General features: G+C 71.6%; 12 protein-coding genes. 10 read left to right on the top strand and 2 right to left on the bottom strand.

Going from position 1 to position 13,298, the window contains the following annotated elements:
* Nucleotides 1–90: 90 nt before the first annotated feature.
* Nucleotides 91–2,556 (top strand): ATP-dependent helicase HrpB, encoded by a 2,466-nt coding sequence (hrpB, locus tag ACX9GQ_RS06545; RefSeq protein WP_459628741.1) that lies wholly within the window; start codon nt 91–93, stop codon nt 2,554–2,556.
* A gap of 22 nt (nt 2,557–2,578) precedes the next feature.
* Here the strand turns inward: hrpB and ACX9GQ_RS06550 are convergent, their stop codons facing one another.
* Nucleotides 2,579–3,436 (bottom strand): DUF1194 domain-containing protein, encoded by an 858-nt coding sequence (locus tag ACX9GQ_RS06550; protein WP_459628742.1) that lies wholly within the window; start codon nt 3,434–3,436, stop codon nt 2,579–2,581.
* Between the two features lie 183 nt (nt 3,437–3,619).
* Here ACX9GQ_RS06550 and ACX9GQ_RS06555 point away from each other — a divergent pair, with 183 nt between their 5' ends.
* The 9 genes from ACX9GQ_RS06555 to ACX9GQ_RS06595 all read left to right on the top strand — a co-directional run bounded on the left by ACX9GQ_RS06555 (nt 3,620) and on the right by ACX9GQ_RS06595 (nt 12,735).
* Nucleotides 3,620–4,612 carry a BMP family lipoprotein gene (locus ACX9GQ_RS06555; RefSeq protein ID WP_459628743.1) on the top strand — a complete coding sequence of 331 codons (993 nt, stop codon included), beginning with the start codon at nt 3,620–3,622 and terminating at the stop codon, nt 4,610–4,612.
* Nucleotides 4,613–4,766: 154 nt separating this feature from the next.
* Nucleotides 4,767–6,326, top strand: coding sequence for an ABC transporter ATP-binding protein (locus tag ACX9GQ_RS06560; RefSeq protein WP_459628744.1), 1,560 nt, complete (start codon nt 4,767–4,769; stop codon nt 6,324–6,326).
* Entirely contained in the window at nt 6,323–7,423 is a 1,101-nt protein-coding gene (locus ACX9GQ_RS06565; protein WP_459628745.1) for an ABC transporter permease, read from the top strand. The genes ACX9GQ_RS06560 and ACX9GQ_RS06565 overlap by 4 nt, the downstream gene beginning before the upstream one ends.
* 3 nt (nt 7,424–7,426) lie before the next feature.
* On the top strand, nt 7,427–8,398 hold the full coding sequence (locus ACX9GQ_RS06570) for an ABC transporter permease (protein WP_459628746.1): 972 nt from the start codon (nt 7,427–7,429) through the stop codon (nt 8,396–8,398).
* 1 nt (nt 8,399) lies between these two features.
* Nucleotides 8,400–8,837 (top strand): cytidine deaminase, encoded by a 438-nt coding sequence (locus ACX9GQ_RS06575; protein WP_459628747.1) that lies wholly within the window; start codon nt 8,400–8,402, stop codon nt 8,835–8,837.
* Between the two features lie 20 nt (nt 8,838–8,857).
* Entirely contained in the window at nt 8,858–9,673 is an 816-nt protein-coding gene (locus ACX9GQ_RS06580; protein WP_459628748.1) for a purine-nucleoside phosphorylase, read from the top strand.
* A complete protein-coding gene (gene deoC / locus ACX9GQ_RS06585) occupies nt 9,663–10,436 on the top strand; it encodes a deoxyribose-phosphate aldolase (protein ID WP_459628749.1) in 774 nt (257 codons plus the stop codon). Before ACX9GQ_RS06580 ends, deoC begins: the two co-directional genes overlap by 11 nt.
* Complete coding sequence (gene deoA / locus ACX9GQ_RS06590) at nt 10,436–11,776, top strand: thymidine phosphorylase (RefSeq protein ID WP_459628750.1); 1,341 nt, start codon at nt 10,436–10,438, stop codon at nt 11,774–11,776. Before deoC ends, deoA begins: the two co-directional genes overlap by 1 nt.
* Nucleotides 11,777–11,787: 11 nt before the next feature.
* Nucleotides 11,788–12,735, top strand: a complete 948-nt coding sequence (locus ACX9GQ_RS06595) for a 2-hydroxyacid dehydrogenase (protein WP_459628751.1) — start codon at nt 11,788–11,790, stop codon at nt 12,733–12,735.
* 18 nt (nt 12,736–12,753) lie between these two features.
* Here ACX9GQ_RS06595 and ACX9GQ_RS06600 read toward each other — a convergent pair whose 3' ends face one another.
* Nucleotides 12,754–13,248: an Hsp20/alpha crystallin family protein gene (locus ACX9GQ_RS06600; RefSeq protein ID WP_459628752.1), complete on the bottom strand. Its 495-nt coding sequence runs from the start codon at nt 13,246–13,248 to the stop codon at nt 12,754–12,756.
* Nucleotides 13,249–13,298 lie beyond the last annotated feature (50 nt).

Consider the following 13,298-nt stretch of genomic DNA (forward strand, 5'->3'; position numbering starts at 1 on the left):
GTCGGCACCGCCGACGCGCGGCGTCGTCGTGAAAGGCACGGCGGCCGCGGGGCCTTGCCAACGGCCCTTTTCGGCGCCAAACCCCGGCCGATGCGCCGCTTCGACACGCCCCTGCCCATCGACGAGGTCCTCGACCGTCTCGCCGGCACGCTCGCCGGGCGGGCGTCCGCAGTCCTCGTGGCGCCGCCGGGCGCCGGCAAGACGACCCGCGTTCCGCTCGCGCTGCTCGACGAACCCTGGGTGAAGGGCGGGCGGATCATCCTGCTCGAGCCCCGGCGCCTCGCGGCGCGCGGCGCGGCGGACCGCATGGCCCGCACGCTGGGCGAACAGGTGGGGGAGACCGTGGGCCTGCGTGTGCGCCTCGGCTCCCGCATCGGCCCGAGGACGCGCATCGAGGTGGTGACGGAGGGCGTCTTCACCCGGATGATCCTCGACGATCCCGAACTCTCCGGCGTCGCGGCGGTTCTCTTCGACGAGTTCCACGAGCGCTCGCTCGACGCCGACCTTGGCCTCGCGCTCGCCCTCGACGCGCAGGCCGGGCTGCGCGAGGACCTCCGCATCCTCGTGATGTCCGCCACGCTCGACGGCGCCCGGGTCGCGGGGTTGCTCGGCGATGCGCCGGTGATCTCCAGCGAGGGTCGCGCCTTCCCGGTCGAGACGCGTTATCTCGGCCGCGACCCGCGACAGCGCGTCGAGGAGGAGGTGGGGCGCGCCATCCTGCGGGCGCTGGCGGAGGAGGCGGGTTCGGTCCTCGCCTTCCTGCCCGGGCAGGGAGAGATCCGCCGGGTCGAGACCCTGCTGCAGGAGCGGGTGCGCGACCCGGCCGTCGACATCGCCCCGCTCTATGGCGCCATGGACCAGCGCCAGCAGGATCTGGCCGTGCAACCGGTTGCACAGGGTCGCAGGAAGGTCGTGCTGGCCACCTCCATCGCCGAGACGTCGCTGACCATCGAGGGTGTCCGCGTGGTCGTCGACAGCGGGCTCGCCCGCGTGCCGCGCTTCGAGCCGGCCATCGGCCTGACGCGTCTGGAGACCGTTCGGGCCTCGCGGGCGGCCGTCGACCAGCGGCGCGGCCGGGCCGGGCGCACGGAACCGGGCGTCTGCTACCGCTTGTGGGAGGAGGCGGCGACGGGCGCGCTGCCCGCCTTCTCGCCGCCGGAAATCCTCGCGGCCGACCTCGCGGGCCTCCTGCTCGACTGCGCCGCATGGGGCGTCGCCGATCCACGCGACCTGCGCTTTCTCGATCCGCCCCCGGCGCCCGCGCTGGCAGAGGCGCGGGCCTTGCTGGAGGGCCTCGGCGCGCTCGACGAGTCCGGCCGCCTCACGGATGAAGGCAAGGCCATCCGCAACCTGCCCTTGCCGCCCCGACTTGCGCGGATGCTGGTGAGCGCCGGCCGTACGGGAGACGCCGGCCTCGCCGCCGACGTCGCGGCAGTCGTGGTGGAGCGCGGCCTCGGCGGCGACGGCACGAACCTCGTCCACCGGTTGGAGGCCTACCGGCGCGATCGCTCGCGACGCGCCGAGGACATGCGCCGCATGGCGCGCGGCTGGGCCGGTTCGGCCGGGCAGGGCGGCGGACCGGGCGATCCGGTCGATGCGGGCCGGATGCTGGCTCTCGCCTTTCCGGACCGGGTTGCCAGGGCCAGGGGGGCGCCGGGGACGTTCCTGATGGCCAACGGCCGTGCCGCGTCGGTCGAGCCGCATGATCCGCTGGCGCGCGAACCGTACCTCGCCGTGGCCGAGATTGCCGGCGCGGCTGGCGCCGCCCGCATCCTGCTGGCCGCCCCCCTCTCCGCCGAGGATATCGAGGCGGATTTCGCCGACCGCATCGTCGAGCGCGACGAGGTGACCTTCGATCGCGCCGCCAGCGCCCTTCGTGCCCGTCGCACCCGCCGGCTCGGCGCCCTGTCGCTGGCGGAGCGCCCGCTCCCTGTGCCCGCCGGTCCGGAGTCGGCGCGCCTGCTGGCCGAGGGGGCCGCCGCGGTGGGCATCGAGCGGCTGCCGTGGACGAAGGCGCTCGACCAGTGGCGGCACCGCGTGGCGTTCCTGCGCCGGGCCGATCCCGCCTTCCCTGACCTGTCCGACGCGGCGCTCGCGCAGACCGCCGCGTCATGGCTCGCTCCCTTCCTTGAGGGCAAGACCGCTCTTCCGCAGATCGGGGCGGACACGCTCGGCGACGCGCTGCACGCCCTGCTGCCGTGGGACTTGGCCCGAAGGCTGGACGCCGAGTGCCCGACGCACTTCGAGGCGCCGACCGGGAACCGACACGCCATCGACTACGAGGCGGAGGAGGGGCCGGTCCTCGCCATCCGCGTGCAGGAGCTGTTCGGGCTCAGGGAGCACCCGTCCGTCGCCGGCGGCAGGCTGCCTCTGGTGCTGCACCTGCTCTCGCCGGCCCACCGGCCGATCCAGATCACCCGCGACCTGCCCGGGTTCTGGCGCGGGTCCTGGGCGGCGGTGAAGACGGAGATGAAGGGCCGTTATCCCCGCCATCCCTGGCCGGACGACCCCGCGTCGGCCGCCCCGACGGCCCGCGCCAAGCCGCGCGGGACGTGAGGCACGGCCAGGCCGTGGCCGGTCAGTTGCCCCAGCGCTGCTGCCAGCTGCGTTCGCCGAACATGCAGTTGGAGCGCGGGGCCTCGACCTGCAGGGGCGTGTACTGCGCCGGCACCATCTGCGCGGGCATTTCCGCGGGCGGCGCGAGGGCGATCTCCAGCAGGATCTTGGTGCGCGTCGCATCGATGAACTGGTTGCGCTCGCGGATCGGGATCATGAACGACCCCGGCCCGCCGATCACGCAGTCCGAATAGTACTCGTCCAGCCGCTCGACCTCGGGGTAGCCGAAATTGGGCCGGTTCAGCATCACCGGCAGGCCGTTGATGGTGATCCCGCGCGCGACGGCGTCGTCCCGGGCGATCGTCACCGGCCGGCCCTGGTTGTTGGAGCCGTCGCCGGAGATGTCGATGACCTGCTTCAGGCCGTGATAGCCGTTGTTCTCGATCAGCGGCACGGCGAAGTCGATCGCCCCCGAGATCGAGGTCCGGTAGAGCCGTCGGGTCGGCCGGTCGACCAGGCGGCTGATGAAGTCCTCCGCCGACGCCGGGCCGTCGATCACCATCCATGGCACGATCACGTCCTGCGAGGCGCTCCCCGCCCATTCCATGTAGGTCACCGCGATCTTGCCGTTCACGCCCTTGCGGATGGCGGCGTGGATCTCAGGCGAACGAAGCGCCTCGATATAGCCCTGCCGCTGCAGGGCCTGCTCCTCGGGGTCCATCGAGTAGGACACGTCCACGGCGAGGACGAGTTCGACGTCGACCTCCTCCGCCCCGCCCTTGGCCAGCGCGGGGACGGTCGCCGCTGCGACGGAGCCGAGGAAGAGGGCCGCCAGCGCCAAACGGCGGACGCTGTTCCGGAAGGAAAGGCTGGTCGTCATGCCGTTCTCCCGTGTCGGACGATGCCGAGTGTGCCACCGGTGCCGGCAGGCTCCAATCCCCCGCCGGCTGCGGCCTTTGCCCGCTTCACCTCGGGCGGGGCGCATGCCATGGTGCGCGCCAGACGGAGCGAATGATGGCCCCACGGCCATGGCTTCGCAGTTCACAAAGAGGGGAACATTCACATGCGTTCATGGATCCTGGGCCTTGCCGCCGCGGCCAGCCTCGGCGGGGCCGCCGTTGCGCAGGACGTCAAGCCGGCAATCGTCTATGACCTCGGCGGGAAATTCGACAAGTCCTTCAACGAGGGCGTTTACAACGGGGCCGAGCAGTTCAAGAAGACGACCGGCATCGAGTACCGCGACTTCGAGATCCAGAACGACGCGCAGCGCGAGCAGGCCCTGCGCCGCTTCGCCCGCGACGGCTTCTCGCCGATCCTCGCCGTCGGCTTCAGCCAGGCGACCGCGCTCGAGAAGGTCGCCAAGGAGTTCCCGAACACCAAGTTCGCCATCATCGACATGGTGGTGGAGCAGCCCAACGTGCAGTCGATCGTGTTCAAGGAGCACGAGGGCTCGTTCCTCGTCGGCCTGCTGGCCGCCAAGGCCTCCAAGACCGGCAAGGTCGGCTTCGTCGGCGGCATGGACATCCCGCTGATCCGCCGCTTTGCCTGCGGCTACGTGCAGGGCGTCAAGTTCGCCAACGCCCAGGGCGAGGTGTTTCAGAACATGACCGGCACCACCGGCGCGGCGTGGAACGACCCGGTGAAGGGCGGCGAACTCGCCAAGGCGCAGATCGACCGCGGCGCGGACGTGGTCTACCACGCCGCCGGCGGCACGGGCGTCGGCGTTCTGCGCGCCGCCGCGGACGCGGGCAAGCTCGGCATCGGCGTCGACTCCAACCAGAACGGCATGCACCCGGGCAAGGTGCTGACCTCGATGCTGAAGCGCGTCGACACCGCGACGATCACCACCTTCACGCAGGCCAAGGAAGGCAAGTGGAAGCCGGGCGTCTCGGTGCTCGGCCTCGCCGAGAACGGCGTCGGCTGGGCGCTCGACGACAACAACAAGGCCCTGATCTCCGCCGACATGAAGGCCGCCGCCGACAAGGCCGCCGCCGACATCGTCTCGGGCACGATCAAGGTGCACGACTACATGTCCGACCAGAAGTGCCCCGGCTGAGGGCGCTCGACGGCGCTCCCCGGCCGGTGCCGGGGAGCTGCCATCGTCCCGCACATCATCGCCCGGATGGCCCGGCGACCTGTGGCGTCGGGCGCGCGGGGATGACCCCGCGTGACGCCGGCGGCCCCGTTTCCCCACTCCGCGATCCGCGCCCGTGACAGCCGCGTCCCCCGCCATCCAGCTCGTCGGGATCGACAAGCGCTTCGGTGAGGTCCACGCCAACAAGGCCGTGGACCTGACGGTCGGCGCCGGCACGATCCACGGCATCGTCGGCGAGAACGGCGCCGGCAAGTCGACGCTGATGTCGATCCTCTACGGCTTCTACGAAGCCGACTCCGGCGTAATCCGGGTGGCCGGCCGGCCCGTCTCCATCCGCGCTCCGCGCGAGGCCATCGCCGCCGGCATCGGCATGGTCCACCAGCACTTCATGCTGGTGGAACCGCTCTCCGTGCTCGACAACGTCATGCTCGGCGCCGAGGGCGGCGCCCTGCTGGCGGGAGGAGCACGCCGCATCCGCGCCGAGCTCGACCGCCTCGGCCGGGACTACGGCCTCGTCATCGACCCCGACGCGACGGTCGGCGACCTCCCCGTCGGCCTGCAGCAGCGCGTCGAGATCCTCAAGGCCCTCGTGCGCGGCGCCGAGGTGCTCGTCCTCGACGAGCCGACGGCGGTGCTGACGCCGGACGAGGCGGACGCCCTGTTCCGCCTGCTGAAGATCCTTGCCGGCGAGGGCAAGACGATCATCCTCATCACCCACAAGCTGCGCGAGATCATGGCCGTCACCGACACCGTGTCGGTCATGCGCCGCGGCGAGATGGTGGCGACGCTGCCGACGGCGTCGACCTCGCCGTCGGAGCTCGCCGAGCTGATGGTCGGCCGCCGCGTGCTGCTGCGCGTCGAGAAGGCGCCCGCCGCGCCCGGGCCCGTCCGCCTCGCCGTCGACCGGCTGGTCGTCCGGGACGCGCGCGGCACGCCGCGTGTCGACGACGTCTCCTTCGAGGTGCGCGGCGGCGAGATCGTCGGCATCGCGGGTATCGCCGGAAACGGCCAGAGCGAGTTGCTGGAGGCACTGGCCGGGATGCGGCCGCTGGACGGCGGCAGCATCGCTGTCGACGGCACCGTCCTGCCGCCGGAGGAGCGCGATCCGTTCCGGCTGCGCCGGCGCGGCCTCCTCCACGTGCCGGAGGACCGCCTGCGCATGGGCCTCGTGCCGCCCTTCGAGGCGTGCGAGAGCGCCATCCTCGGCTTCCAGCAGGAGGCGCGCTACGGCGCGGGGCCGGTGATGGACCGCGGCGCGGTCATCGCCGACACGGCGGACAAGATGGAGGCCTACGACGTGCGTCCACGGGCGCCGCTGCTGAAGACGTCGAAGTTCTCCGGCGGCAACCAGCAGAAGCTGGTCCTGGCCCGCGAGATCGAGCGGGCCCCGCACGTGCTGCTCGTCGGCCAGCCGACCCGCGGCGTCGACATCGGCGCCATCGAGTTCATCCACCGCCGCCTCGTCGCGCTGCGCGACGCGGGCGTGGCGATCCTGCTCGTGTCGGTCGAGCTCGAGGAGATCATGGGCCTCGCCGACCGCATCCTCGTGATGTGCGGCGGCCGCATCACCGGCGAGCGGTTGCCGGACGCCACCGACGAGCGCGACCTCGGCCTGCTGATGGCCGGTGTCGACGAGCGCGTCGGCCAAGGCGCAGGTTCGGGAGCGGCGGCATGAGTGCGGCGCCCATCGAATTGCCGCGCTGGGTCGACCTCGTGCTGGTGCCGGCGCTCGCCGTGGTGGCGGCATTCTTCGTCGCCGGCCTCGTCGTGCTGGCCATCGGCGAAAACCCGCTGCAGGCCACGGCGCTGCTGCTGCGCGGCGCGCTCGGCAGCGGCGAGGGCATCGGCTTCACCCTCTACTACGCCACCAACTTCATCTTCACGGGCCTCGCCGTGGCCATCGCCTTCCACGCGGGGCTCTTCAACATCGGTGGCGAGGGGCAGGCGACGCTGGGCGGCCTCGGCGCGGCGCTGATGTGCCTCGCGTTCCCCGGCCTGCCCGGCTGGCTGCTGGTGCCGCTCGGTGTGCTCTCGGCGGCGGCGTTCGGGGCCGCGTGGGCCTTCGTTCCCGCCTACCTCCAGGCGAAGCGCGGCAGCCACATCGTCATCACGACGATCATGTTCAACATGCTGGCCTCGGCGCTGCTCGTGTACCTGCTCGTCAACGTCATGGGCAAGCCGGGGTCGATGTCGCCGGAGACGCGCACCTTCTCGGCCTCGGCGCACGTGCCGTTCATGCACGAGATGCTCGGCGCGCTGGGGCTGAAGGTGCCGACGTCGCCACTCAACCTGTCGTTCCTCCTGGCGCTCGCCTGCGCCGCCGCAATGTGGGTGCTGATCTGGCGCACGCGCCTCGGCTACGCCATCCGCACCGTCGGCGCGAACCCGACGGCGGCGGTCTATGCCGGGCTCTCCATCGCCCGCGTCACCGTGGTCGCCATGCTGATCTCCGGCGCGCTCGCCGGCCTCGTCGCCGTCAACGAGATCATGGGCGTGCAGGAACGCCTGCTGCTGGAATTCACCGCCGGCGCCGGCTTCATCGGCATCGCCGTGGCGCTGATGGGGCGCTCGCACCCGGTCGGGATCGTGCTGGCCTCGATCCTGTTCGGGGTGCTGTTCCAGGGCGGCACCGAACTGGCCTTCGAGCGCCCCGCCATCACGCGCGACATGATCGTGACGATCTCCGGCCTCGTCATCCTCTTCGCGGGGGCGCTCGACGGGCTGTTCCGCCGGCCGCTCGGCGCCTTCTTCGCGCGACGCAAGGGAGGCTGACCCGTGGACTGGCTCTCCATCGGCATCACCGTGTTCGACAGCGGTGCCCGCCTTGCCGTGCCGCTGCTCTTCGCCTGCCTCGCCGGCCTCTGGTCGGAGCGGTCCGGCGTGGTCGACATCGGGCTCGAGGGCAAGATGCTCGTGGCCGCCTTCGCCGGCGCGGCGGCGGCGCACGCCACCCACAGCGCCTGGGCGGGCCTCCTCGCCGGCATCGTCGTCTCCGTCGGCTTCTCGCTGGTCCACGGCTTCGCCGCCATCACCCAGCGCGGCAACCAGATCGTGTCGGGCGTCGCCATCAACATGCTGGCGGCAGGGCTCACCGCCCTCGTCGGCAACGCGTGGTACGGCCAGGGCGGCCGCACCCCGCCGCTCGAGGGCGCCGCGCGCTTCCAGCCGCTGACGCTGCCCTTCGCGGAGGCGATCCGTCCCGTCCCAATCGTCGGGCCGCTCTACGCCGACGTGCTCTCCGGGCACACGATCCTCGTCTACATCGCCGTCGCCGCGACGGTCGTGACGGCGTGGGTGCTGGCGACGACCCGCTTCGGCCTGCGGCTGCGCGCCGTCGGAGAGAACCCGGCCGCCGTCGACACCGCCGGCATTTCCGTCACGGCGCTGCGCTACGCCGCCGTCGTCATCGCCGGCGTGCTGTGCGGCCTCGGCGGCGCCTATCTCTCGGTCGCCCAGGCGGCGGGATTCCTGCCGCTGATGACGGCGGGCAAGGGCTTCATCGCGCTGGCCGCGCTCATCTTCGCCAAGTGGCGCGCGTGGCCGGCATTCTGGACGTGCCTGCTGTTCGGCCTGCTCGACGCCGTCGCCATCCGGCTCCAGGGCGTCGTCATCCCTGGCCTCGGGCAGGTGCCGGTGCAGGCCATCCAGGCGCTGCCCTATGCCCTGACGGTCATCCTGCTGGCGGGCTTCATCGGCAGGGCCATCCCGCCGCGGGCGTCGGGCCTGCCCTACGTGAAGGAACGCTGACATGGCCGACGCGCCCGAGGCAGGTGAACCCGAGGCAGGTGCCCCGGAGGATCTGTTCGCCGCCGCCTTCGCCGTACGCGACAGGGCCTACGTGCCCTATTCCCGCTATGGCGTGGGTGCGGCGCTGAGGACCAAGAAGGGCACCGTGTTCGTCGGCTGCAACGTCGAGAACGCCTCCTATCCCGTCGGCACCTGCGCCGAGGCCGGCGCCATCGCCGCCATGGTGGCCGGAGGAGAGGAAGATATCGTCGAGATCGCCGTGGTGGCCGAGGGCTCGACGCTGGTCACGCCCTGCGGCGGATGCCGCCAGCGCATCATGGAGTTCGGCGGGCCGCAGGCCGTGGTGTGGGCAGGCGACTTGCGCGGGCGGCGGCGGCGCTTTACGGCAGAGGGCCTCCTGCCGCACGCCTTCGGGCCGAAGTCCATGGCGCTGGAGTGAAACCGCCGGGACCACCGCCCATGACCGCCTCCGTCGACGACGCCGTCGCCGCCCTCGAACCCCGCCTCGGCGGCCCCGTCGACCTCGCCGTCGTGCTCGGAACCGGGCTGGGCGGCTTCGCCGAGGCGGTGACGGACCCGCTCACCATTCCCTACGCCGACATTCCCGGCTGGCCCTGCGGCAATGTCACCGGACACGCCCATCGCCTCGTGGTGGGTGTCCTTGAGGGCCGTCGGATCGCCGTCCTCCAGGGCCGCGCCCACTACTACGAGACCGGCGACGCCGCCGCGATGAGGACGCCGATCGAAACGCTGCGCCGTCTCGGCGTTTCGACGCTGGTCCTCACCAACGCGGCGGGCTCGCTGAAGAAGGACATCCTGCCTGGCCACCTCTGCCTGATCACCGACCACATCAACCTCTCGGGCGGAAATCCCCTGATCGGTGACCGGGGAGACGGCCGCTTCGTGCCGATGAACGACGCCTACTCGCTGCGGTTGCGAAACCGGATGAAGCGCGCGGCCGTTGCTGCCGGCGTGAGGCTTGCCGAGGGGGTCTACTGCTGGATGTCCGGCCCGTCCTTCGAGACGCCGGCCGAGATCCGCATGATCCGGACGCTCGGGGCCGACCTGGTCGGCATGTCCACCGTTCCGGAGACGATCCTCGCGCGCCGCTTCGGCATTGATGTGGTGGCGGTCTCGATCGTGACGAATTTCGGTGCGGGACTGGAAGTCTCGGCGCCCTCCCATGCGGAGACCAAGGAGGTCGCCGCCACGGGCGGGATCGCACTGCGCCGCCTGCTCAACGCCTTCGTGAAGGGGCTCGACGATGTCTCGTGAAGCCGACGCCGCGCTGGCGCTGCGCCTGTTGGGCCTGCTCGACCTGACGAACCTCGAGGCCAACTGCGGACCGGCGGAGATCAAGCAACTCGTTGCCCGGGCCGTCGGCGAGCCGGCGCCCGTCGCCGCCGTCTGCCTTTGGCCCCAGTTCGTGAGCGAAGCGTCGCGTGCGCTGCGAGACACGGGCGTCACGGTGGCCACCGTCATCAACTTCCCGGCGGGCGGCGAGGATCTCGAGCGCGTGCTCGAGGACATGGAGGAGGCGCTGGGCGACGGCGCCCAGGAGATCGACCTCGTCCTGCCCTACAAGGCGTTCCTGCGGGGAGAGACGGCGCTCGCCACCGACATGGTGCGCGAGGCCAAGGGCGTCGTCGGCGACAGGCGCCTTCTCAAGGTGATCCTCGAGACGGGTGCCTTTTCCGACACCGACAGCATCGCCGCCGCCTCGCGGCTGGCGATCGGTGCAGGCGCGGACTTCCTCAAGACGTCGACGGGCAAGATCGCCGTCTCGGCTACGCCTGAGGCTGCGCGCGTGATGATCGGCGAGATCGCCCGCGCGGGCCGCCGCGTGGGCTTCAAGGCTGCGGGCGGCATCCGCACCGTGGGGGACGCCGCGCTCTATCTCCGTATCGCGGAAGAGGCGATGGGCGCAGGCTGGGCGACGCGCGACACCTTCCGGATCGGCGCCAGCAGCCTCCATGCCGCGCTCGCGACCGCGGTCACGGGCACTGCTCCCGCCGCGCCGCAGAAAGGCAGCTACTGATGCTTCCGCAGGAAATCATCCGCAAGAAGCGCGACGGCGGCGAGCTCAGCACCGGCGAGATCGCCTTCCTCATCCGCGGCCTCGTCTCAGGGGCGGTGACGGAGGGACAGGCGGCGGCCTTCGCGATGGCCGTGTTCTTCAACGGCATGTCGGTACGCGAGCGCGTGGCGCTGACGCAGGCCATGACGGGCTCGGGGTCGACGCTGGAGTGGGACCTCGACGGCCCCGTCCTGGACAAGCATTCGACGGGCGGCGTCGGCGACAATGTCAGCCTCATGCTGGCGCCTGCCGTGGCCGCCTGCGGCGGCTTCGTGCCGATGATCTCGGGTCGCGGCCTCGGGCACACCGGCGGTACGCTCGACAAGCTGGAGTCGATCCCTGGCTACCGTGCGCAACCGGACGTCGCTGCCTTCCGAAAGGTGGTCGCCGACGTCGGCTGCGCCATCATCGGCCAGACCGAGGATCTCGCCCCGGCCGACAAGCGCCTCTACGCGATCCGTGACGTGACCGCGACCGTCGAGTCCGTGCCGCTCATCACCGCCTCGATCCTGTCGAAGAAGCTCGCCGCCGGGCTCGACGGTCTCGTGATGGACGTGAAGACGGGGTCGGGCGCGTTCATGCCGACCTTCGAGCGCTCGACCGAACTGGCCGAGAGCCTCGCCCTGGTCGCGACGCAGGCGGGACTGCCCACCACCGCGCTGATCACCGACATGAGCCAGCCGCTGGCCTCGGCCGCCGGCAATGCCGTCGAGGTGATGAACGCGATCGCCTATCTCGCCGGGGATCACCGCGACGAGCGCCTCCACCAGGTCGTCGTCGCGCTGGGTGGCGAGATGCTGCAGCTCGGCGGCCTCGCCGAGAGCGTCGAGGACGGCTGGGCGCAGATCGACGCCGCGGTCGGGTCCGGGCGCGCCGCCGAGGTCTTCGCCCGCATGGTCGCCGAACTGGGGGGCCCCGGAGATCTCCTGGAACGGCCGCAGGCCCATCTTGCGGAAGCTCCCGTGCGCCGGCCGGTGCACGCGCCGGCGGCGGGCTTCGTGCGCGAGATCGACGTCCGGGCCGTCGGCCTGGCCGTCGTGGCGCTCGGCGGCGGGCGCACTCGGCCGCAAGACCAGGTGGACCCGGCCGTGGGCTTCACCGGCCTCGCCGAGCTCGGCGCGGAGGTCGGCCCGGATGCTCCCATCGCCATGGTGCATGCGCGGACGGACGCCGCGGCGGATGCCGCGGCTGCGGCCCTGCGGGCGGCATACCTCATCGGCGAGACGGCACCCGAGGCGGAACCGACTGTCCTCGCCCGGTTCGCCGCGACGGGCGACGAGCCCGCCTCGACCCCACACTGAGGCGGCGACGCATGACGATACTGGTCGTGGCCCAGGGGAACATGGATCCGCGCGCATGGGTGGCGCGGTTCCGCGAGGTGCTGCCGGGCCGCGACGTGGTGATGGCCGGCGAGCCGTTCGACCGGCGGGCCGTCCACTACGCCGTGACGTGGAAGCATCCGCCCGGCGCGCTCGCCGGACTGCCGAACCTCTCCGCGATCTTTTCCCTGGGCGCCGGCGTCGATCACCTGATGGGGGATCCGCGCCTGCCGGACGTGCCCGTCGTGCGCGTGGTGGACGACGACCTCACCCGGCGGATGAGCGAGTACGTGGTCTTGCACGCTCTGCGGATCCTGCGGCAGCACGACCGCTACGTCCGCCAGCAGCATGAGAAGGTGTGGCTGGACGACGACGCCCAGCCTTCGGCGCGCGACGTCCGGGTCGGAATCCTCGGCCTCGGCGTCCTCGGGCAGGATGCGGCCGCGAAACTTGCCGTAATGGGCTTCGACGTCGCGGGCTGGAGCCGCACCCGGCGTCCCCTGCCGGGTCTCCCGACGTTCGCCGGAGCCGAGGAACTGGCACCGTTCCTCGCCCGCACGAACATCCTGGTCTGCCTGCTGCCGCTCACGCCGGCGACGACGGGCATCATCGACGCACGGATGCTGGCGGGGCTGGCGCGCGACGGCCGCGTCGGCGGCCCCCACCTGATCAACGCCGGGCGGGGCGGGCTGCAGGTCGAGGCGGACATCCTCGCCGCGCTCGATGCCGGAACGCTCGCATCCGCGACGCTGGACGTGTTCCAGACGGAACCGCTGCCGCAGGAGTCACGGCTGTGGACGCACCCTCGCGTCACGGTCACGCCGCACAACGCGGCGATGTCGTCACCTCCCGCCATCGCCCGATTGATCGCCGAGCAGATCCGCCGGCACGAGGCCGGCGAACCGTTCCTGTACCTCGTGGATCGCGAGCGCGGCTACTGACTGGCGCCGAAAGGCCTTTCAGGCGCCGGACTTGATCTCGATCCGCCGGCTCGTGCGGGTGGTGTCCGCCGCCCGTGGCACCGTCACCTTCAGCACGCCCTTGTCGAAGCTCGCTTCGATGCGATCCTCGTCGACCTCGAAGGGAAGGGCGAAGCGGCGCATGTAGGTGCCCTCCGAGCGTTCGACGAGATGCCAGTGACGCGCCTCGTCCTTCTGCTCCGTCTCCGACTTGCGCTCGGCCTTCAGGGTGAGGACGTTGTCCGCGACGTCCAGCGCGATGTCCTTGGGGTCGATGCCCGGGAGGTCTGCCGTCATCTCGAGGCCGGCCTCGGTCTCTGACAGGTTGACGCGAGGCGTCAGGAAGCCGACCGCCCCTGCCGATGGTTGCGACGACGGCCATTCGCGCGTGAAGTCGTCGAGAAGACGGTCCATCTCCCGGCGCATGGCGGTGAAGGGATCGCCCGACCGGGCGATGCCGGTGCGGTTGAACGGAACGAGCGAACGGAAATCCATGACGTCACCTCTCGGTTCACGTGTCGTGCCCCCGAGGCGGGACCGCGGCC

The organism is Alsobacter sp. R-9 (genome assembly GCF_054612375.1).

Excerpts from the sequence above, each read along its gene's own strand:
- hrpB (WP_459628741.1), top strand. The coding sequence starts at position 91 with ATGCGCCGCTTCGACACGCCCCTGCCCATCGACGAGGTCCTCGACCGT.
- ACX9GQ_RS06550 (WP_459628742.1), bottom strand. The coding sequence starts at position 3,436 with ATGACGACCAGCCTTTCCTTCCGGAACAGCGTCCGCCGTTTGGCGCTG.
- ACX9GQ_RS06555 (WP_459628743.1), top strand. The coding sequence starts at position 3,620 with ATGCGTTCATGGATCCTGGGCCTTGCCGCCGCGGCCAGCCTCGGCGGG.
- ACX9GQ_RS06565 (WP_459628745.1), top strand. The coding sequence starts at position 6,323 with ATGAGTGCGGCGCCCATCGAATTGCCGCGCTGGGTCGACCTCGTGCTG.
- ACX9GQ_RS06575 (WP_459628747.1), top strand. The coding sequence starts at position 8,400 with ATGGCCGACGCGCCCGAGGCAGGTGAACCCGAGGCAGGTGCCCCGGAG.
- ACX9GQ_RS06580 (WP_459628748.1), top strand. The coding sequence starts at position 8,858 with ATGACCGCCTCCGTCGACGACGCCGTCGCCGCCCTCGAACCCCGCCTC.
- deoC (WP_459628749.1), top strand. The coding sequence starts at position 9,663 with ATGTCTCGTGAAGCCGACGCCGCGCTGGCGCTGCGCCTGTTGGGCCTG.
- deoA (WP_459628750.1), top strand. The coding sequence starts at position 10,436 with ATGCTTCCGCAGGAAATCATCCGCAAGAAGCGCGACGGCGGCGAGCTC.
- ACX9GQ_RS06595 (WP_459628751.1), top strand. The coding sequence starts at position 11,788 with ATGACGATACTGGTCGTGGCCCAGGGGAACATGGATCCGCGCGCATGG.
- ACX9GQ_RS06600 (WP_459628752.1), bottom strand. The coding sequence starts at position 13,248 with ATGGATTTCCGTTCGCTCGTTCCGTTCAACCGCACCGGCATCGCCCGG.